Annotated in this window: 18 protein-coding genes; 12 read left to right on the plus strand and 6 right to left on the minus strand. The window is 75.3% G+C overall.

The features are described 5' to 3' along the window. Positions 1 to 167 precede the first annotated feature (167 nt). On the minus strand, positions 168 to 341 hold the full coding sequence (locus ACFVX9_RS26580; RefSeq protein ID WP_159398320.1) for a hypothetical protein: 174 nt from the start codon (positions 339 to 341) through the stop codon (positions 168 to 170). 396 nt (positions 342 to 737) lie between these two features. Between ACFVX9_RS26580 and ACFVX9_RS26585 the strand changes: the two genes are divergently transcribed. The 3 genes from ACFVX9_RS26585 to ACFVX9_RS26595 are packed head-to-tail and all read left to right on the plus strand — an operon-like array spanning position 738 to position 5,330. Next, positions 738 to 3,848 (plus strand): adenylate/guanylate cyclase domain-containing protein, encoded by a 3,111-nt coding sequence (locus ACFVX9_RS26585; RefSeq protein ID WP_387983782.1) that lies wholly within the window; start codon positions 738 to 740, stop codon positions 3,846 to 3,848. Beyond that, the gene (locus tag ACFVX9_RS26590) at positions 3,845 to 4,789 is read left to right on the plus strand and encodes a S8 family serine peptidase (RefSeq protein ID WP_387983785.1); all 945 of its coding nucleotides are present in this window, start codon (positions 3,845 to 3,847) and stop codon (positions 4,787 to 4,789) included. The genes ACFVX9_RS26585 and ACFVX9_RS26590 overlap by 4 nt, the downstream gene beginning before the upstream one ends. Further along, the gene (locus tag ACFVX9_RS26595) at positions 4,773 to 5,330 is read left to right on the plus strand and encodes a GAF domain-containing protein (protein ID WP_063346190.1); all 558 of its coding nucleotides are present in this window, start codon (positions 4,773 to 4,775) and stop codon (positions 5,328 to 5,330) included. The genes ACFVX9_RS26590 and ACFVX9_RS26595 overlap by 17 nt, the downstream gene beginning before the upstream one ends. Here ACFVX9_RS26595 and ACFVX9_RS26600 read toward each other — a convergent pair. From ACFVX9_RS26600 to ACFVX9_RS26620, 5 genes are all read right to left on the minus strand, one after another. Beyond that, positions 5,321 to 6,214, minus strand: coding sequence for a virginiamycin B lyase (locus ACFVX9_RS26600; protein WP_387983788.1), 894 nt, complete (start codon positions 6,212 to 6,214; stop codon positions 5,321 to 5,323). The genes ACFVX9_RS26595 and ACFVX9_RS26600 overlap by 10 nt on opposite strands. 78 nt (positions 6,215 to 6,292) lie before the next feature. Next, positions 6,293 to 7,399, minus strand: coding sequence for an AI-2E family transporter (locus tag ACFVX9_RS26605; protein ID WP_387983791.1), 1,107 nt, complete (start codon positions 7,397 to 7,399; stop codon positions 6,293 to 6,295). Between the two features lie 325 nt (positions 7,400 to 7,724). Beyond that, entirely contained in the window at positions 7,725 to 8,486 is a 762-nt protein-coding gene (locus ACFVX9_RS26610; protein ID WP_387983794.1) for a glycerophosphodiester phosphodiesterase, read from the minus strand. 69 nt (positions 8,487 to 8,555) lie between these two features. Continuing rightward, positions 8,556 to 8,972: a molybdopterin-binding protein gene (locus ACFVX9_RS26615; RefSeq protein ID WP_208869038.1), complete on the minus strand. Its 417-nt coding sequence runs from the start codon at positions 8,970 to 8,972 to the stop codon at positions 8,556 to 8,558. A gap of 140 nt (positions 8,973 to 9,112) precedes the next feature. Continuing rightward, positions 9,113 to 10,306 carry an ROK family transcriptional regulator gene (locus ACFVX9_RS26620; protein WP_063346192.1) on the minus strand — a complete coding sequence of 398 codons (1,194 nt, stop codon included), beginning with the start codon at positions 10,304 to 10,306 and terminating at the stop codon, positions 9,113 to 9,115. A gap of 230 nt (positions 10,307 to 10,536) precedes the next feature. Between ACFVX9_RS26620 and ACFVX9_RS26625 the strand changes: the two genes are divergently transcribed. From ACFVX9_RS26625 to ACFVX9_RS26665, 9 genes are all read left to right on the plus strand, one after another. Beyond that, positions 10,537 to 11,784 (plus strand): MFS transporter, encoded by a 1,248-nt coding sequence (locus tag ACFVX9_RS26625; RefSeq protein WP_380486815.1) that lies wholly within the window; start codon positions 10,537 to 10,539, stop codon positions 11,782 to 11,784. A gap of 91 nt (positions 11,785 to 11,875) precedes the next feature. Next, positions 11,876 to 12,673: a dienelactone hydrolase family protein gene (locus ACFVX9_RS26630; protein ID WP_387983797.1), complete on the plus strand. Its 798-nt coding sequence runs from the start codon at positions 11,876 to 11,878 to the stop codon at positions 12,671 to 12,673. Then, the gene (locus tag ACFVX9_RS26635; protein ID WP_387983799.1) at positions 12,673 to 13,260 is read left to right on the plus strand and encodes an RICIN domain-containing protein; all 588 of its coding nucleotides are present in this window, start codon (positions 12,673 to 12,675) and stop codon (positions 13,258 to 13,260) included. The genes ACFVX9_RS26630 and ACFVX9_RS26635 overlap by 1 nt, the downstream gene beginning before the upstream one ends. Before the next feature lie 49 nt (positions 13,261 to 13,309). Then, positions 13,310 to 14,038 (plus strand): TVP38/TMEM64 family protein, encoded by a 729-nt coding sequence (locus ACFVX9_RS26640; protein ID WP_079135361.1) that lies wholly within the window; start codon positions 13,310 to 13,312, stop codon positions 14,036 to 14,038. Between the two features lie 114 nt (positions 14,039 to 14,152). Continuing rightward, positions 14,153 to 14,668 (plus strand): DinB family protein, encoded by a 516-nt coding sequence (locus ACFVX9_RS26645; protein WP_063346196.1) that lies wholly within the window; start codon positions 14,153 to 14,155, stop codon positions 14,666 to 14,668. 270 nt (positions 14,669 to 14,938) lie between these two features. Then, positions 14,939 to 15,331 carry a cell division protein SepF gene (locus tag ACFVX9_RS26650; RefSeq protein WP_063346197.1) on the plus strand — a complete coding sequence of 131 codons (393 nt, stop codon included), beginning with the start codon at positions 14,939 to 14,941 and terminating at the stop codon, positions 15,329 to 15,331. Between the two features lie 206 nt (positions 15,332 to 15,537). Further along, the gene (locus tag ACFVX9_RS26655) at positions 15,538 to 16,143 is read left to right on the plus strand and encodes a TetR/AcrR family transcriptional regulator (protein WP_380372057.1); all 606 of its coding nucleotides are present in this window, start codon (positions 15,538 to 15,540) and stop codon (positions 16,141 to 16,143) included. Beyond that, on the plus strand, positions 16,140 to 17,738 hold the full coding sequence (locus tag ACFVX9_RS26660) for an MFS transporter (RefSeq protein WP_387983803.1): 1,599 nt from the start codon (positions 16,140 to 16,142) through the stop codon (positions 17,736 to 17,738). Before ACFVX9_RS26655 ends, ACFVX9_RS26660 begins: the two co-directional genes overlap by 4 nt. A 146-nt stretch (positions 17,739 to 17,884) precedes the next feature. Continuing rightward, complete coding sequence (locus ACFVX9_RS26665) at positions 17,885 to 18,610, plus strand: FadR/GntR family transcriptional regulator (RefSeq protein WP_380423960.1); 726 nt, start codon at positions 17,885 to 17,887, stop codon at positions 18,608 to 18,610. Positions 18,611 to 18,634 lie beyond the last annotated feature (24 nt).

Below are 18,634 nucleotides of genomic sequence, written 5' to 3' on the forward strand. Positions count from 1 at the left end.
GAGGGTTGGAGAAGAAACAGCTCCGTTGTTTCCTGGGGGGGGGGGGGGGGGGCTTGGGCTGGGGCGTCCCCACCCCGGCGGGACCGCCCCGGAAGCCAATCACTGCCCGGCGGCCGGGGGCGGTGGTGCGCCCGCCCCCGCGCCGGACACCGCTGACCTGCCGCTGGTCAGGCGGAGGTCTCGGCGGAGCTGACGTAGCTGATCAGGCTGAAGCAGCTGCCGTCGGAGGCCTCCTGGAGGACCTTCATCGCCTGGAGGTCCAGGACGTTGGCGGCGTGCGCCTCGACCTCCGGGGTCTCCTCGCTGTCCTCGCCGACGATCGGGTCGATGTTCTCGGCCATGGCTGAACTCCCTTCACTGGGTTGATCGGTGGGGGTTCGACGGGTGGTGGCCCGCCGTGGTGAAGACGGTAGGCAGGCGGGGCTGCGCACGGCCTGGGAACCGGTACGGCACCGGTATGGCCGCAGGTCGGGGCGCCGACGGCGGCGCCGTCCGGCCTGCCGCACCCGTCCGCCGGGCCCGCGCACCCGCTCCGGGCTGCGGCCATACCGCCGGCAAGGCGGCCGCGAACCGGGCCCGAAGCCGGGCCGGGGAGCCTGGCCCGGCACGCCCGCACGCCCGGCTCCGACCACGCCCACCCCGGCTCCGTGCGCACCCCCGACCCCGTGCACCACCCAACCTCATGTACTCCCCGATGCACTCCCCGCACCGCGAAGGACTAGCGAAGGACTGCCACCATGCCCTGCCCGCTCTGCGCCCAACTCGCCAGCACGAACGACCAGTTCTGCCCCGCCTGCGGCACCCCCCGGGCCGCCGCCCTCGACCTGGCCGCCGAGGAGCGCAAGCTGGTGACGGTGGTCTTCTGCGACCTGGTCGACTCCACCGCCCTGTCCGGCGCGCTCGACCCGGAGACGCTGCGCGAGGTGATCCTGCGCTACTTCGAACGGATGCACCGTCAGATCGAGGCGCACGGCGGCACCTTGGAGAAGTTCATCGGGGACGCGGTGATGGCGGTGTTCGGCGTCCCGGTGATCCGCGAGGACGACGCCCACCGGGCGCTGGCCGCCGCGCTCGCCATGCTGGAGGACCTGGAGGACCTCAACACCGAGCTGGACGCCACCCTCGGGGTGCGCCTGGACGTCCGGATCGGTGTCAACACCGGCCAGGTGGTGGCGGGTTCGGACGCCTCGGCGCGCCAGGCCCTGATCTCCGGCGAGACCGTGAACATCGCCGCCCGGCTGCAGACCCAGGCCGCCCCCGGCCAGGTGCTGATCGGCCCGCAGACCCTGCGCGCGGCGGGGCCGGCCGCCCAGGTGCACGAGGTCGGCCCGCTGCGGCTCAAGGGCAAGACCGAGCCGGTCACCGCGTACCGCCTGGTCGGGCTGGACGAGGACGACCCCGAGCTGCTGCGCCGCTTCGACGTCCCGCTGGTCGGGCGGGAGCGTGAACTCGCCCAACTGGACGCCGCGCTGGCCCGGGTGTCCGGCGGCCAGGGCGCCGAACTGCTGCTGGTCGTCGGCGAGGCCGGGATCGGCAAGACCCGGCTGGTGCGCGAGTGGCAGGAGCGGACGGGCCGGCACACCGCGCGCTGCGGCACCGGCCGCTGCCGCAGCTACGGCGAGCAGGGCGTCCTGACCCCGCTCGCGGAGGCCGTCGGGGCCCTGCTCGGCGGCCCGGGGACGCCTGCGCCCGCCGAGGCGCTGGACCGGCTGGCGCAGGCCACCGCGCCCGGGGTGGGCGCCGAACAGTCCCTGGACCGGCTGGCCGCGGTCCTGCGCGGGCGGACCGTCGAGCGCCCGGCCGTGCTGGTCCTGGACGACTGCCAGTGGGCCGGCCCGGTGCTGCTGGACGCCGCCGAGCGGCTGGTCGCCGCCCTCGGCCAGGCCCCGGTGCTGCTGCTGTGCCTGGCCCGGCCGGAGCTGCCGGCCTCCCGCCCGGAGCTGCCGGCGCTGCCGGTCGGCGGCCTGTCCTGGGACGAATCGGCGCTGCTGGCCGCCCAGTTGACGGAGCTGAGCGCCCACCAGGACGCGGTGCCGACCCGGCTGCTGGAGCGGGCCGAGGGCAACCCGCTGCACCTGGAGGAGCTGCTGGCCGCCCTCACCGAGGCGGACGGCCCCGCCCTCGCCGACGAACTCCCGCCCACCGGCCGGGCGCTGCTCAGCGCGCGGATCGACGACCTGGAGCGCGACGAGCGCACCACCCTGGACCTGGCCGCCGTGCTCGGTCGCGCCTTCACCGCCGCCGAACTCGCCCAGCTCGCCCGCGGCGGCGCCGACCAGGACGCCTTCGCCGACCCGGAGGACGACGTCTTCACCGGTCCGTTCGACGGCCTCCCCGGCCTGCCCGCGGGCGACGACACCCCGCCGCGGCTGCACGCCGCGCTGGCCCGGCTGGCCGAGCGCCGCCTGGTCGAACCGGCCGGCACCAGCTTCCGGTTCAGCAGCGGCCTGGTCCAGGAGTCGGTCTACCAGTCGATGTCCAAGCGGGCCCGCGCCGAGCGCCACGAACGCGCCGCCGACCTGCCGGCCGTCCGCGCCGCCGGGGACGCCGCCGTCGGCGGCCACCTGGAGCGCGCCCACCGCTACCGGCTCGAACTCGGCCTGCTGGACGCCCGGACGGACGCCCTGCGCACCCGCGCGGCGGCCGCCCTCGGCGTGGCCGGCGCCCACGCCCTCGCCCACGCCGACCTGCCCGCCGCCACCGACCTGCTGGAGCGCGCCGTCCGGCTGCACTACCCGAACGAGCGCACCGCCGGCCCGACGCTGCGCCGCCTCGGCGAGGCCCGGCTGGCGCTCGGCCGGGCCGACGAGGCCCTGCCCGTCCTGGCGCAGGTCCGCGACTCGGCCGCCGACCCGCTGGACGCCGCGCACGCCCGGCTCGCGCTGGCCGCGCGCGGCCTGCCGCCCGGCCCGGAGCAGCCCGCCGCCACCGCCCGCGCCGTCCTCCCGCTCTTCATCGACCTGCGGGACGACCTGGGCCAGGCCCGGGCCGGGCTGCGCCTGGCCGAGGAACACCTGCTGGCGGGCCGGCACACCGAGGCGGAGCGGCTGCTGGACGACGCCCTCGACCACGCCGCCCGCACCGACGCCGAGCTGGACCGGGCCGCCGTACTGGCCGCGCTGGCCGCCTCCCTGCTGGCGGGCCCCGAGCCCGTCCCGAACGCCGTCTTCCGGCTGCGGGCCCTGCTGGCCGGGCACGGCGCCGGCCACCGGACGGTGCGGGTCGCGCTCAACGGCCCGCTGGCCGTCCTGCTCGCCCTGCGCGACCGGCCCGGCGAGGCCGAACTGCTGCTGGCCGAGGCCAACGGCCTGGCGGGCGAGCTGTCGCTGGCCGACGCGATGGTCTCGCTGCCGGCCCTGACCGCCCAGGCCGCGGCGGCCACCGGCCAGACCGGGCAGGCGCTGGACCTGCTCGCCGACGCCGCCGAGGTCGCCCGCCGGCTGGGCAACGCCGCCCCGCTGCCCCGGCTCGCCCTCACCACCGCCCGCGCCCTGCTGGACACCGACCGCCCGGGCCCGGCCGCCCGCCACCTGGACGGCGTCGACGCCACGTCCGCGCTGCCGCCGGTGCTGGCGATCGAGCTGGACGCGCTGCGCGGCCGGCTCGCCGCCTCCCGGGGTGAGGCCGACCCGGCGCTGGAGCTGACCGCGGCCGCCGCGCAGGCCGCCGAGGCCACCGAGTCGCTGCTGCTCCAGGCGCTCACCGCGCTGGACCGCGCCCACGCGCTGCTGCTGCTCGACCGGCGCGCCGAGGCCGCCGTGGCGGCCGCCACCGCCCGGGACCGGTTCGCCGCCAAGGGCCACCTGCCGGGCGTGCGCCGGGCCGAGCGGCTCGGCGGCGCCCGGTGAGCGGCCCGGCCGGCCTCACCTGGAGCCTGCGCGGCCGGGCCGCCGCGGACCTGCCGGTGCTCGCCGACACCACCGCGCACGGCAGCGCCGCCCACGACACCACCGGCCCCGACACCACCGGTCCCGACGGCGGGGGCACCGGCAAGGGTGTGCGGGTGTGCGTCGTGGACTCCGGCATCGAGCCGGACCACCCGTTGGTCGGCCCGCTGAACGGCTCCTGGGTGGTGGTCAAGGACCCGACGACCCGGGAGCTGGTGGTCCGCCCCGACCGCACCGGCGACACCTGCGGCCACGGCACCGCCTGCGCGGGCATCATCCGCCGCACCGCCCCGGACTGCGAGCTGTACAGCGTCCGGGTGCTCGGCGAACGCTTCACCGGCACCGGCGACATGCTGATCACCGGGCTGCGCTGGGCCGTCGAGCAGGGCTTCGACGTCGTCAACCTCAGCCTCTCCACCACCCGGACCCGCTTCCTGGAGGAGCTGCACGCGATCGCCGACGACGCCTTCTTCGCCCGCACCGCGATCGTCGCCTCCGCCCACAACACCCCGGTGGAGAGCTACCCCTGGCGGTTCTCCTCGGTCATCTCGGTCGGCAGCCACCAGGAGGACGACCCGGCCCTGCACCTGTACAATCCGGCGCCGCCGGTCGAGTTCTTCGCCCCCGGCCAGAACGTCCGGGTCCCCTGGCTCGGCGGCTCCACCATCCGCACCACCGGCAACAGCTTCGCCACCCCGTACGTCGCCGGGCTGTGCGCCCGCATCCTGTCCGGCCACCCGAGGCTGACGACCTTCCAGCTGAAGAGCGCGCTCTACCTCACCGCAGCCAACGTCCAGGTCGGCACCGGAGCCGGTCCTCACCGTCCCCCAGGCGGGAGTTCGACGACCGGGCCCACCCCGTCCACCCCCATCACGGAGGCGCCCGATGACCCTCAGCACTGATCCCGCCGTCGACCCGCTGGCCCGCGAGCTGCTGCAGTCCGTGGTGGACGTGGCCCGAGCGATCTTCGGCGCCGAGGCCGGTTCGGTCTGCCTGCTCGACGAGGCGGCCGGGGAGCTGGTGTTCCAGGCCGTCTCGGGGCGCGGCGAGGAGTCCCTGGTGGGCCGCCGCTTCCCGGCGGGCAGCGGCATCGCGGGCTGGGTCGCCGCCTCGGGCGAGCCGATGGTGGTCGACGACCTGGGCGCGAGCCGCACCTTCGACCGGGCCTTCGCCGAGTCCACCGCGTACGTTCCGAACGCGCTGATGGCGGCGCCGCTGACGCACGGCAGCAGGGTGCTGGGCGTCCTGGAGGTGCTGGACCCGGCCCCGCAGGCCCGGTCCAGCCTGCCCGAGCTGGACCTGCTCGCCCTGTTCGCCCGCCAGGCCGCCGCCGCCCTGCGGGTCATCGCCGAGCGCTCCCCGGCCCCGGCGGCGGTGCCCGACCGCGCCGCCGCCCTCGACCTGCTGGCCGACCTGGAGGAGCTGCTGCGCCGTCAGCCCTGACGCGGTGCCAACCGCGCGATCGATCCGCGCTCCAGCGCCGCGTACACCGCGCCGTCCGGGCCGACGGCGATGCCGTGCGGCTCGGCGGCCGGTCCGGGCAGCCGGTGGCCGTCGAGCTGCCCGTCCGGGCCGAGCACCCCGATCCGGCCGGCGCCCCACTCGGTGAACCAGAGCCGACCGTCCGGGCCGCAGGTGATCGCGTGCGGCCGGGCCGCCCGGTCGGCCAGCGGGTACTCGGTGACCTCGCCGTCCACCGTGATCCGGCCGACCAGCCCGCCGCCGATGCCGACGTACCAGAGCGCGCCGTCCGTCCCGGCGGTGATCCCGACGGGGGCGGTGCCCCCGGTGGGCAGCGGGTGGACGGCCACCTCGCCCCCGACGGTGATCCGGGCGACGGCGTCCGCCTGGTTGAGCGTGCACCAGAGCGCGCCGTCCGGGCCGGCCGTGATGAACGACGGGAAGGCCCCGGCCCGCGGCAGCGGGTACTCCGTCACCTCGCCCTCGACGGTGATCCGCCCGATCCGGTCGGCGTTCAGCTCGGTGAACCAGAGCGCCCCGTCGGGCCCCGCCGCGATCCCGTACGGCCCGGCGCCCGCCGTCGGGACGGCGAAGGAGCGCGCCTTCCCGTCGGTGTCGATCCGTCCGATCCGGTGGTCGCGCATCCGGGTGAACCAGAGCGCGCCGTCCGGGCCGACGGCGAGCACCGCGGGCCCGCACTCCGGCGCCCCGAGGCCGTAGCGCTCGACCGTGCCGTCCGCCGCCAGCCGTCCGATCTCCCCGGCGTGCACCAGCGTGAACCACACGCCCCCGTCCGGCCCCACGGCGACCCCGTACGGTCCGGCCCCCTCCTCGGCGACCTCGATCAGCTCCGCGATCCGTGTCATGCGAACCCCCACCCTCACTATCGCGACTTTTATCGCATTAGTGATGCTCGCACGCCCGCCCCGCCCCCGGCAACCGGGTTACTCCCCGTTCCCCGCGCGGCGGGCGGCCCGCGGAGCGGGGACACCGCGCAGGACGGAGACGATGCCCACGCCGGCGGCGCACACCGGGACGGCGAGCAGGGCCCCGAGGATGCCGGCGATCCCGGAGCCGGCCACCACGGCGACCATGATGGTGGCCGGGTGCAGCTCCACCGTCCGGCTCTGGATGAGGGGTTGGAGCACGTTGCCCTCGAACAGCTGGACCGCCATCACCACGCCGAGCGCCCACAGCGCCGTCCCGATCCCGCCGTCGGCGAGCGCGACCAGCACGGACACCGCCCCGGACAGGAAGGCCCCGACGAACGGGATGTAGGCGCCCATGAACACCAGCGCGCCCAGCCCCGGCGCACCGGGCACGCCGAGCGCCACCAGGCCGATGGTGATGAAGGTGGCGTCGATCAGCGCGATCAGCGAGGTGCCGCGCATGAAGCCGGCCATCGCGTCGAAGGCCCGCTCGGCACAGGCGATCACGGTCTCGGCGCTGCGCTCGGGCAGGTAGGAGCGGATCGTGTCGCCGGTGCGGTGGCCGTCCCGGAGGAAGAAGAACACCAGGGCGAGCGCCAGCACGCCGCCGGCGATCAGCTGGGTGGCCAGGCCCAGCCCGGACAGCACGCCGTTGGTGACGGTCGAGACCAGCGAGTTGGTCTCCCCCTTGGCGTTGTCCAGCGCGTGCCGGATCTTCTCCCCGGTCGGGCCGAGCCACGCGGCGAGCTGGTTGCCCGCCTGCTGGAGGGACTCGGCGATCTGCGGGGCGCTGTGCACCAGCGCGTTGACCAGCAGCGCGATCACCCCGCTGACGGCGGCGACCAGCAGCACGCAGGTGAGCCCGGCGGCCAGCCCCCGGTTCACGCCCCGCCGGACCATCCACGGCACCGCCGGGTAGAGCAGCGAGGCCCCCAGCAGCGCCAGCACCACCGGCACGGTCGCGGCCCGCAGCTCGACCAGCGCGAGGACCAGCAGTGAGGCGAGCGCGAGCAGCAGGATCACCGCCGCGGCCCAGGCGGCCGCCTGCCGGACCACCGGCGGCAGCATCAGGTACGGCCTGCGGGGGTCCGGCGCGGCCCCGACCACGAACCGGGGCTCCACCGCCGGACCCTCCCCAGCCGGATGCTCCTCGGGCACGGCCACCTCCGCCTGGCTCGTCGACGAGTCCGAATCACCCCGTCTCGACGGACGATCCGTCAGCGTGCCCGCTTCCGGCCGGCTCCCCGGCGACAACGGCACGCCGCCGTCCGGCCGATCAAGGGTGGAGCCGATTCAATCCGCCCCCGTCCGTCGCGTACAGAGCAGCCGGTGGAGCTCACCTCATCGGACGAAGCGCCCTGGCGGACGCGTTCGAGCGCCGGACCTCAGTTCGCCCCGGAACGCCCGTCCACCCGGAGCGGCCGACCCCGTCCAGCAGGCGGCAGGCTCACCGGCGGCCGTCCAGGACGGCGCGCAGCACGCCGATCCGGTTGCTGGTGATGGAGGCGACCCCGGTGTCGCGCAGCCGGCGCATGGTGCGGCGCAGGTCGGCGGTCCAGGTGGAGACGGCGAGCCCGGCGTCCGCGGCGGCGGCGGTGAACTCGGGGGTGACCAGGCCGAACGGCGGGTTGAGGTAGCGCGGGCGCAGGTCGTCGAGCAGGGCGCGGACGGGCAGCCGGGGCTCCTTCCAGGTGAGGGCGATCTCGGCGCCGGGCGCCAGCGCGCGGACGGCGAGCATGGCGGTGGCGGGGCCGCAGAAGGAGACCAGCCCTTCGGCGCCGAGGCCGGTGACGACGGACCAGGTGGCGGCGACGGGGCCGGGATCGTCGAGGTCGATGAGCAGCCGGGGGCCTCCGGCGGCCGCGACGACCTTGACCGTCTCGGCGAGGGTCGGGACGGCGAGCGGCCCCCGGCGCAGTTCGTCGAGCTGCGCGGTGGTGACCCGGCCGATCGACCGCGGGTCGCCCCAGAGGCGTTCCAGGGTGCGGTCGTGCAGCAGGACGGGCACCCGGTCGCGGGTGAGCTGGACGTCCACCTCGACGGCGTCGGCGCCGGCGGCGAGCGCGGACTCGACGGAGGGCAGGGTGTTCTCGCGGTGGCGGTACGGGTCGCCGCGGTGGGCGACGGCGAGCACCCGGCGGCGGTCGGCGGTCGGTTCCCCGACCGCGCGGACGGCGCTCTGGGTGGTCGGCAGATGCGGGTGGGACATCCCGGGCGGGCCTCTCGTTCGGAACCGGTACGGACGGGGCTCGACGCGCCGTCGGCGCGCGGCGCGCGGCTAACGCCGCTCGATCATCACATTGGTGGACTTGATGACCGCGGTGGCGGGGGCGCCGGGCACGAGGTTCAGCTCCTCCGCCGACTCCCGGCTGATCAGCGACACCACCCGGAAGGGCCCCGCCTGGACCTCCACCTGGGCCGCCACGTCGCCGAGCACCACGTGGGTGACGATCCCGGGGAAGCGGTTGCGGGCCGAGGACGGACGGCCCTCGGCCTCGGCGTTCTCCGGGCGGGCCAGCTCACGGGCGAAGGCGGCGAGGTCGACGCCGGGGATGATCCGGTGGCCGTGCTCGTCCCGCTCGGCCGCGACCCGCCCCGCGTCCACCCAGCGCCGCATGGTGTCGGCACTGACCCCGAGCAGCGCCGCGGCTTCACCGATGCGGTACGGGTTGACCGGCGCCTCGGACTGGCCCATGTACGACTCCTGACACTGACTCGGGAACTGCCCCGGGGCTGGCCCGGGGAACGTGGGACGGGAACGGGGACGCCGCACGCGCGGCGGGCCGTCGCCGTCATCCTGCCGTACCGGCGGCCGGGGCCGCCAAGCGAGGCGGGTCAGGGCTCGCCGAAGAGGTCGCGGCGCACCGCGTCCCCGGCGGTGAGGACGGCCCCGGCCAGTACCGCGCCGCCGCCCGCCGTGCCGGGCCGGACCTCGGTGCGCAGCGGCGACAGCTCGGCCAGCCGCCGTTCGACCCGGCCGGCCAGTTCGGCGCCGCCGGCCCGGCCGAGCTCGCCGCCGAGCACCACGCAGCCCGGGTCGAGGACGACGCAGATGCTGGCGGCGCCGACCGCGATCCGCGCGGCCAGCTCGTCCAGGAACGGCCCGCCGGGCCCGTCCGGGCCGAGGGCGTCCAGCGCGGCGCGGACGGCCGCCTCGGCGGCGGGGGCGTCCCCGGCGGCGCCGGCGGGCAGTCCGTGGGCGCGGGCGAGCTCGCAGACGGCGGCGCTGCCGGCCAGGCTGTGGAAGCCGCCGTCGCAGCCGGTGGCGCTGGGCAGGCCGCCGGTGCCGGGGACGGGCAGGAAGCCGATCTCGCCGGTGCCGCCGGAGAAGCCCCGGCGCAGCCGGCCGTCCAGGACGACGGCGGCGCCGACGCCGTGGCCGAGCCAGAGCAGCACGAAGGTGTCGCGGTCGCGGGCGGCGCCGATCCGGTACTCGGCCCGGCCGGCCAGGTTGACCTCGTTCTCCAGGATCACCTCGGTGCCGGGCAGCCCGCGCAGTTCGGCGAGCAGTTCGGCGTGCCAGGCGGGGAGCTTCCCGGTGCTGTTGAGGCGCCCGGTGGCGGGGTCGACCAGCCCGGGGGCGCCGACGGCGACGGTGTGCAGCCGTTCGACGCCGACGCCGCGCGCGGTGTCCAGCAGGGTGCGCACCAGGTGCTGGGCGGTGTCGGGCGTCCCGTCGCCGTGCACCGGGACCTCGGCGCTGGCGAGGGTGCGCCCGGCGAGGTCGGCGACGACCAGGCTGACGCCGCCGGAGCGCACGTCGAAGGCGGCGAGGTGGGCGCGGGAGGCGACCAGCGCGTAGAGCCGGGCGTTGGGGCCGCGCCGCTGCTCGCCCCGCTCGCCGACGACGGCGACCAGGCCGGTGCGCTGGAGGCGGTCGAGCAGGTCGGCGACGGTCGGCCGGGAGAGGCCGGTGAGGTCGCGCAGCTCCGTCGCGGTCAGGGGGCCCTGTTCGAGGAGCAGGTTGAGGGCCAGCCGGTCGTTGATCGCCCGGGCGGTGCTCGGCGTGGCCGTGCGCGCGGTGGTCATGGCGGCTCATCCTTCCAGAGTGTTTCTATCAGGGTCCCTTCCTGATAATTTTATCGGACCATCCGCCGGACGGCCGTCGCCGCCGCGCGGACCGAACGGCCTGCACGTAGACCACCCTCAGGCACGTCAGAACCACCGCCGGGCACGTCAGACCACCCACCAGCACGTCAACCACCCACACAGGGCACCGTCGCGCCGCCCCGCCTGCGCGACCCGGGAGGGAACGCCGGATGAGCACCACCGCACAGCCATTGGAACCTCTGGCCTCCCCACGCCGGGCCAGGGCGGGCATCGCCCTGGTCTTCGGCGTGCACGGCGCCGTCAGCGGCAGCTTCGTCACCCGCATCCCGTGGATCCAGGACCGCCTCGACCTCTCCCCCGGCCAGCTCGGCCTGGCCCTGGTGATGCCCGCCATCGGCTCCTCCCTCGCGATGCCGCTGGCCGGCCGGTTCGTCCACCGCTACGGCGGGCGGGCGGCCGTCCGCGGACTGATCTCGCTCTGGTGCCTGGCCCTCGCCCTGCCCGCGCTCGCCCCCTCACTGCCGGTGCTGTGCGTGGCGCTGCTCGCGTACGGCGCCTCGGCCGGGATGGCGGACGTCGCGATGAACGCGCAGGGCGTGGAGATCGAACAGCGGCTCGGCCGCTCGATCATGTCCGGACTGCACGGGATGTGGAGCGCCGGCGGGCTGCTGGCCTCCGGCTTCGGCATCCTGGCCGCCCACCTCGACCTCGACGCCCGGCTCCAGCTGGCCGTCACCGCGCTCGTGCTGCTCGCCCTCGCGCAGCCCGTCTGCCGCAACCTGCCCGACCTGCGGGCGCCGGAGGGGGCGGAGGAGCCGCCGCGGTTCGCACTGCCGCCGCGCAGCTCGCTGGTGATCGGACTGGTCGGCTTCTGCGCCGTCTTCGCCGAAGGCGCCTCGATGGACTGGAGCGGCGTCTACCTGCGGGACGTCACCGGCGCCTCGGCCACCGTCGCGGCCGCCTCCTACACCGCCTTCTCCCTCACCATGGCCGTCAGCCGCCTCTGCGGCGACGCGGTGGTCCGCCGGCTCGGCGCCGTGCGCACCACCCGTCTCGGCGGCGCCGTCGCCACCGTCGGCGGCCTGCTGGTGGTGGCCGCCGACAGCCCGGCGCTCGCCATCCCGGGCTTCGCCCTGATCGGCATCGGCATCGCGGTCACCGTCCCGCTGGCCTTCGCGGCGGCCGGGCGGATCGGCAGCAACCCCAGCCAGGCCATCGCGGGCGTCGCCACCGTCACCTACACCTCCGGCCTGGTCGCGCCCGCGATCATCGGCGCCCTCGCCCAGGCGACCTCGCTCACCGTCTCCTTCGGCCTGGTCACCGCGCTCGCCTTCGCGCTGCTGCTGAGCGCCGGGGCGCTGCGCCGGGCCGAACGGAATTCCCCCGGATCCGGCGCCGAGAATGTGACCGCAACGTCACCGGAAAGCACTTCGAAAAAAGATCTCTCTGCGATATGATCTAGGAAATTCCGGGGAATTCCTCGCTAATATCGCCGACCGCCGGGCGCATTCCGCGCCCGGCGGTTTCGCGATCCGTGAGGTGGACCCCGTGTGCTACGACCCCGACGCCGCCCCGCCCGCCGTCACCCCCGCGCTCTGGCCCCTGGCCGAGGCGGCGGCGCTCACCCTGACCTCGGCGGACGGCACCGAGTTCGCCGCCTTCCTGGCCCGCCCCGAGGTGGTTACCGGGGTCGGCGTCCTCGTCCTGCCGGACAACAAGGGCCTTTCCGGCTTCTACCGGCAGACCGCCGCCCGGCTCGCCGAACAGGGCCACCCCGCGCTCGTCGTCGACTATTACGGCCGCACCGCCGGAGCCGATCCGGAAAGCCGCCCGGAGGAATTCGGCGACCTGCCCGGCCTGCTCCGCCACCTGCTCGCCCTCACCCCCGAAGGCCTGGACGCCGACCTGGCCGCCGGCCTCGCCCGGCTGCGCGCGAGCGGGCCGGCCGAGGTGGTCGCGCTCGGCTTCTGCTTCGGCGGCCGGCAGGCCTTCCGCGCCGCCGCGCCCCGGTTCGGGCTGGCCGGCGCGGTCGGCTTCTACGGATACCCCGACGCGATCAACGGCTCCCCGGGGCCCACTCAGCTCGCGGCCGGCCTCAGCGCGCCGATCCTCGCCTTCTGGGGCGGCGCGGACGAGCACATCCCGCCCACCGCCGTCGACGCCTTCGACGCGGCCCTGACCGCCGCCGGCAACCCGCACGAGTTCGTCACCTACCCGGGCGCGCCGCACAACTTCTTCGAGCTCTCCGCCGTCGAATACTCGGACGCGGCCCAGGACTCCTGGCGACGTCTGCTGGGATTCCTCGCCGACCGCTCCGCATCCGCGACCCCCCGGAGGACGCCCTGATGTCCCGCCCGTCCCGTCTGCCTCGCCCGTCCCGTCGTGCGCGGCTCGCCGCCGCCACGGCCGCCCTCGCCACCGCCGCGGTGGCGCTCACCGCCCCGCCGGCCCCCGCGGCCACCCCCACGATCACCCCCGCGGTCGCCGCCGACTTCGGGCCCGCCGAGATCCGCACCGGCATGTACGCGGGCCCGGACGACCTGTGCCTGGAGGTCGCCGACTGGCGCACCGACGACGGCGCCCCGGTCCGGATCTGGACCTGTACCGGCGGCGCCAACCAGCAGTGGACCCAGAGCGCCCGCGGCTGGGTGAACCTGAACAGCGGCAAGTGCCTGGACATCCCGGCCTTCAGCACCACCTGGGGCACCCAGGCCGACCAGTGGACCTGCGACGGCGGCGCCAACCAGAGCTGGAGCGACCCCCCGGCCAGCCACCCCGGCACGCCCCGCCGGATCGTGAACGGCTACAGCGGCCTCGTCCTGGACGTCTCGGGCGGCGCCCTGACCGACGGCACCCCGGTGATCCAGTGGGAGTTCCACAGCGGCGACAACCAGTTCTGGCACTACAACCCGGAGAAGCCCCCGTACAGCTGACCGCGACCGCCCTCGACGCCCGCAACCGGGCACCGGTTAGGCTCGGCCGGTGCCCGCACCCGCGCCGCCTGCGCCCGCAACAACCCCGCCCGCCGTCGAGCAGCCGCCGTCCGGCCCCGCGCCGCGTTCGCCGTGGTGGCGGTTCGCGCTGCTGGTGGTGCTGCTCGGCGCCGCGGCCGGATCGCTGCTGCTGTGGAGCCCGACGGCGCTGCTGAACGGCGGCCTCGCCGACCGGATGCCCGGGTACTGGTTCGCGCCGCTGTTCGCCACCGTGTACGCGGTCGGCACGCTCGCCTTCGTCCCCCGGCCAGCACTGAACGCCGCCGCCGGGCTGCTGCTGGGCATCCAGCAGGGCGTGCTGCTGTCGGTGCTCGGCACCACGCTGGGCGCGGCCATGGCCTTCGGGCTCGGCCGGGGCCTCGGGCGCGAGGCGCTGCGGCCGTACCTGCGCGGGCGGGTGCTCGGCACGCTGGACCGGCGCTTCACCGAGCAGGGCTTCCGCAGCGTGCTGGTGCTGCGGCTGCTGCCGGGCATGCCGTTCCAGGCGGCCAACTACGGCGCGGCCTTCTCCGGGGTCCGCTTCGCGCCCTTCCTGTTCGCCACCGCGATCGGCGTGGTGCCGACCACGGCGGTGTACGTGACGGCGGCGGCCAGCGCGGGCGAGCCGGGCTCGGCGGCCTTCCTGGTGTCGGCCGGGGTGATCGCGCTGCTCGTGCTGGGCAGCGTGGTCGGACTGTGGCGGGCCGTGGCCGCCCGCCGCCGCGCACCGGCCGCCTGAGCATCTGAGCGCCTGACCGCCACACCCCCCTGACCGGCCGAGATTCCGAGGCACTCGGGGGGCGCTCGACAATTCGCTCGCGCCCGCCGGTCGGTGGGCACCAGGATGGCCCGCATGACCGAACTCTCCCCGCGGGTCGACCCGCCGATGGCGGCCGACGAGACCGCCATGCTCACCGCCTGGCTCGACTACCACCGCAGCACCCTCGCGCTCAAGTGCGAGGGCCTGACCGACGACCAGCTGCGGCTGCGCTCCGCCCCGCCGTCCGCCCTCTCGCTGCTCGGCCTCGTCCGGCACATGGCCGAGGTGGAGCAGTACTGGTTCCAGGCCATCCTGCGCGGCGACGAGTACACCGAGAACCACTACTGGACCGCGGCCGACGAGGACGGCGACTTCAACAACGTCGACACCGCCGACGTCGCGGCCGACTTCGCCACCTGGCGCGCCGAGGTCGAGGCCGCCCGCCGCGCGAGCGCCGGCCTGTCGCTGGACACCGTCGGCAAGCGGCTGCGCCGCGGCGAGGAGGTGACGCTGCGCTGGATCCTGGTGCACATGGTCGAGGAGTACGCGCGGCACAACGGCCACGCCGATCTTCTGCGCGAACTGGTGGACGGCACCACCGGCGAGTGAAATCGTTTCCTCATTGTTGACAGATGGTCAATTGCGCGGTGACCGCGACCGATATGGTCTACGCGCGCAACCGTACGGCTCACCGCCGCGTCGCTGATGTTGCCCGGGTTCGCCCGGGTTTCCGTCGCGGCGCGACTCGTACGGGGGCCGCGAGCGGGCACGGGACCGGTGAACAGTGCGATACTCGGACAGTTCCGACGAGTGGATGACGTGTCAAAAAGGACACGCGACCCCGGGGGACCAGGACGGGACGAGGCAGGGAGGCGCGGCATGGGAGCACTTCGCGACGAGCACCACAACGGGTGGCTGATGCCCTCCGGGAACTACCCGGCCGCGGTGTACGAGGACGAGTGGGTCGATCAGGAGACGATGCCGGCCGTCCCCGCGCCCGCGAAGATCGTCTCCCTGCGGCCGACCGGTTTCGAGGCGGCCCGCACGGTGGGCGAGCACATCCGGGCGAGCATCCCGGTGGTCATGGACCTCACCGAGATGAACGAAGCCGAGGCCAAGCGGATGGTGGACTTCGCCTCCGGGCTGATCTTCGGCACCCAGGGCGGCATCGAGCGGATCGCCCGCCGGGTGTTCCTGCTCACCCCGGCCGACGTCGAGGTCATGGTGATCGACCGCCCGCTCGACGAGACCGGGTTCTACAACCAGAGCTGATCCGGGCGGCGCACGGCCCGACCGGGCCGAACCGACCGAACTGAACCGACCGAGCTGAACCAGCCGCACGACAGCGGCACCCCGACCGGGGACGGCACCCGCCGTCCCCGGTTTTTTGCCGCCCCGACCGTGGCGGTCAACGCCTCATCCGAGACGACAGCCATAATTTTGAGACATCCATGTCTCATGTGGCCTACACTCGATTCATGGCCACCGATCGCGACACCGTCCTGGAAGCCGCTGTCGGCGTGCTCTCCCGCCGCCCGACCGCCCACCTGGACGAGATCGCGCGCGCCGCCGGGATCAGCCGCGCCACCCTGCACCGGCTCTTCCCCGGGCGCGAGGCCCTGATCCGCGAGGTCGGCCTGCTCGGCCTGCGCCGGTTCGCCGCCGCCCTGGACACCGCCGCCGTCGAGGACGGCGACGCCGAGGCCGCGCTGCGCCGCCTGGTCGACGCCGCCGTCCCGGACGCCACGCTCTGCGCCTTCCTGGCCGGCGAGAACCAGCTCTACGACGACGACAGCATCAACGACCTCTGGGAGCTCCAGATCGTTCGACTGCACGCGCTCTTCCTGCGCGGCCAACAGCAGGGCACGTTCCGCATCGAGCTGAGCGCCGCCTGGCTCAGCGAGGCCTTCTTCGACCTGGTGGCCGGCGTCGGCTGGGCCATCCAGGACGGCCGCCTCGCCCCGCGCGACGCCGCCTTCTCACTCGCCGAGCTGTTCCTCGGCGGCGCGCTGCGCCGGCCCGACGCCGCCACTCCCCCGCCCACAGCACCTTCGGCCCGCACACCGGAAACCGATACCCCATGAGCAGTACCGTCCTTGCCAGCCCCCGCCAGCGCTGGACCGGCCTCGCCGTCCTCGTCCTGGCCGTCACCGTGGTCGCCCTCGACGCGACCGTCCTCTCCCTCGCCATCCCCTCCATCAGCGAGACGCTGGAGCCCAGCGGCACCCAGCTGCTCTGGATCGGCGACTCCTACTCCTTCGTCCTGGCCGGCCTGCTGGTCAGCATGGGCTCGCTCAGCGACCGGATCGGCCGCAAGAAGCTGCTGCTGATCGGCTCGGCCGCCTTCGGCGCGGCCTCGCTGCTCGCCGCCTACGCACCCAGCGCCGGCTGGCTGATCCTGGCCCGCGCGCTGCTCGGCGTCGCCGGCGCGACGATCATGCCCTCGACCCTGTCGCTGATCCGCGGCCTCTTCCCGGACGACCGGGAGCGGGCCACCGCGATCGGCATCTGGGGCGCGGCCGCCACCGCCGGCGCCGCGCTCGGGCCGGTGGTCGGCGGGGTGCTGCTGGAGCACTTCTGGTGGGGTTCGGTGTTCCTGATGAACATCCCGATCCTGCTCCTGCTGCTGGTGCTCGGCGCCTGGCTGCTGCCGGAGTCCAAGGACCCGAAGCCGGGCCGCTGGGACGTGCTGAGCGTCGCCCTGTCGATGGCCGGGGTGATCGGCACGGTCTACGCGATCAAGGAGGCCGCCGCGCACGGCGTGGCGCGCTGGGACGTCCCGGTCGCCTTCGTGCTGGGCGTCACCGCGCTGACCGTCTTCGTCCGCCGCCAGCTGCGGCTGGAGACCCCGCTGCTGGACGTGCGGCTGTTCCGCGACCGGCGGTTCACCGCCGCCGTGCTGGCCTCGCTGATCGCCCTGATCGGCCTGTCCGGGGTGGTCTTCGTGACCTCGCAGTACCTCCAGCTGGTCCGCGGCTACGAACCGCTGCGGGCCGGCCTGGCCGAGCTGCCGGCCTTCGTCGGCGCCGTCGTCGGCGGCCTGCTGACGGCCCGGCTGGTGCGCCGCACCGGCGCCCGGGCGGCGCTGACCGGCTGCCTGCTGGCCATGGGCCTCGGCGTGGGCGTGCTCGGCTGGCTCCAGCAGGACACCACCTACCTGCTGCTGGCCGCCTCCTTCCTGCTGGTCGGAACGGCCGAGGGCGTGGTCTACACGCTCGGCGCCGACCTGGTGCTGAGCGCCTCGCCCGCCGACAAGGCCGGCGCCGCCTCGGCGGTCTCGGAGACCGCGTACGAGCTGGGCACCGCGCTCGGCATCGCGCTGGTCGGCTCGGTGGTCGGTTCGATCTACGCCGGCGGGCTCGTCGTCCCGGCCGGGACGGACCCGGCGGCCGCGGCGCGGGCCGGCGAGTCGCTGGGCGCGGCGGTCGAGACGGCGCACGCACTGCCGCAGGGCGTCGCGGAGCCGCTGCTGGCGAGCGCCCGGGAGTCCTTCACGCACGGCATGAACAGCGCCGGCCTGCTGGCCGCCGTCCTGCTGATCGGCGCGGCCGCGATGGCCTGGCGGCTGCTGCGGGGCCTGGACAGCACGACCAGCGCGACCACCCCGGCCACTGCGGTCGAGGTACCCGCTCCGGAGCAGCCGGAGAAGCCGGAGAAGCCGGAGAAGGTCGACGCGTAAGCACGCCCGACACCCCTGCCACCGGCGGGAACGGCCACGGCCGTTCCCGCCGGTGGCGTATCGCGGGCCGGGCGGCCGGAGCCGGGGCGACCCAGGCCCAGGGGCATGCGATGTTCAAATGTCTGATGTTTGTATAGGCTGCCTCCATGACACGCATCAGCACACCGCGCAGAACGGCGAGCCTGTCCGCGCAGCTCGTGGACAGCCTCCGCTCGCACATCGAGGCGGGCGGCTGGCCGGTGGGGACGCGGATCCCGCCGGAGCAGGTCCTCGTCGAGGAGCTCGGGGTCGGACGCAGCACGCTGCGCGAGGCGATCGGCGCGCTCGTGCACCTCGGCCTGCTGGAACCCCGGGCCGGAGACGGCACCTACGTCCGCGCGTCGAGTGAGCTCCAGTCGGTCATGGTGCGGCGGGCGAGTTCCGCCCGGCGGGACAACGTCCTCGAACTGCGCACCGTCCTCGAGGAGTACGCCTCGGGGGCCGCCGCCCTGCGGCGCAGCGAGGACCAGCTGCACCAGCTGAGGGAGCTGCTGGCCGACGCCGACGCGGCCTGCGCCGGCGAGGACAGGTCCGCGGCCATGAGTGTCGACGCGCTGTTCCACCGGGCCGTCGTCCGGGCGAGTGGGAACGACCTCCTGATCGAGGTCTACGACTACCTCGGCACGGCCCTCACCTCCGCCCTGGGAGGCCTGCCCTGGGACGCCACCGCCGCCGAGGAGCACGCCGACCTGCACCGGCGACTCGTCGACGCGATCGAGGCCCAGGACGAGAGCGGCGCCCGCACCGCGGCGGCGGCGATCGTCCGGCTCACCCACGACCACGGGGTCCAGGCACCACTCACTTCCACCGAACCGGCCTCCACCGAAGAATGAAGACCGCCCGCCCCTTGCCCAGGC

It is taken from the genome of Kitasatospora sp. NPDC058243, assembly GCF_042882025.1.
In the GTDB taxonomy this organism is placed as follows: domain Bacteria; phylum Actinomycetota; class Actinomycetes; order Streptomycetales; family Streptomycetaceae; genus Kitasatospora.

Bases quoted from the DNA above. Each gene is read 5' to 3' on its own strand.
- ACFVX9_RS26660 (WP_387983803.1), top strand. From the start codon at position 16,140: ATGAGCAGTACCGTCCTTGCCAGCCCCCGCCAGCGCTGGACCGGCCTC.
- ACFVX9_RS26625 (WP_380486815.1), top strand. From the start codon at position 10,537: ATGAGCACCACCGCACAGCCATTGGAACCTCTGGCCTCCCCACGCCGG.
- ACFVX9_RS26600 (WP_387983788.1), bottom strand. From the start codon at position 6,214: ATGACACGGATCGCGGAGCTGATCGAGGTCGCCGAGGAGGGGGCCGGA.
- ACFVX9_RS26595 (WP_063346190.1), top strand. From the start codon at position 4,773: ATGACCCTCAGCACTGATCCCGCCGTCGACCCGCTGGCCCGCGAGCTG.
- ACFVX9_RS26610 (WP_387983794.1), bottom strand. From the start codon at position 8,486: ATGTCCCACCCGCATCTGCCGACCACCCAGAGCGCCGTCCGCGCGGTC.
- ACFVX9_RS26620 (WP_063346192.1), bottom strand. From the start codon at position 10,306: ATGACCACCGCGCGCACGGCCACGCCGAGCACCGCCCGGGCGATCAAC.
- ACFVX9_RS26635 (WP_387983799.1), top strand. From the start codon at position 12,673: ATGTCCCGCCCGTCCCGTCTGCCTCGCCCGTCCCGTCGTGCGCGGCTC.
- ACFVX9_RS26655 (WP_380372057.1), top strand. From the start codon at position 15,538: ATGGCCACCGATCGCGACACCGTCCTGGAAGCCGCTGTCGGCGTGCTC.
- ACFVX9_RS26615 (WP_208869038.1), bottom strand. From the start codon at position 8,972: ATGGGCCAGTCCGAGGCGCCGGTCAACCCGTACCGCATCGGTGAAGCC.
- ACFVX9_RS26645 (WP_063346196.1), top strand. From the start codon at position 14,153: ATGACCGAACTCTCCCCGCGGGTCGACCCGCCGATGGCGGCCGACGAG.
- ACFVX9_RS26585 (WP_387983782.1), top strand. From the start codon at position 738: ATGCCCTGCCCGCTCTGCGCCCAACTCGCCAGCACGAACGACCAGTTC.
- ACFVX9_RS26650 (WP_063346197.1), top strand. From the start codon at position 14,939: ATGGGAGCACTTCGCGACGAGCACCACAACGGGTGGCTGATGCCCTCC.
- ACFVX9_RS26665 (WP_380423960.1), top strand. From the start codon at position 17,885: ATGACACGCATCAGCACACCGCGCAGAACGGCGAGCCTGTCCGCGCAG.
- ACFVX9_RS26580 (WP_159398320.1), bottom strand. From the start codon at position 341: ATGGCCGAGAACATCGACCCGATCGTCGGCGAGGACAGCGAGGAGACC.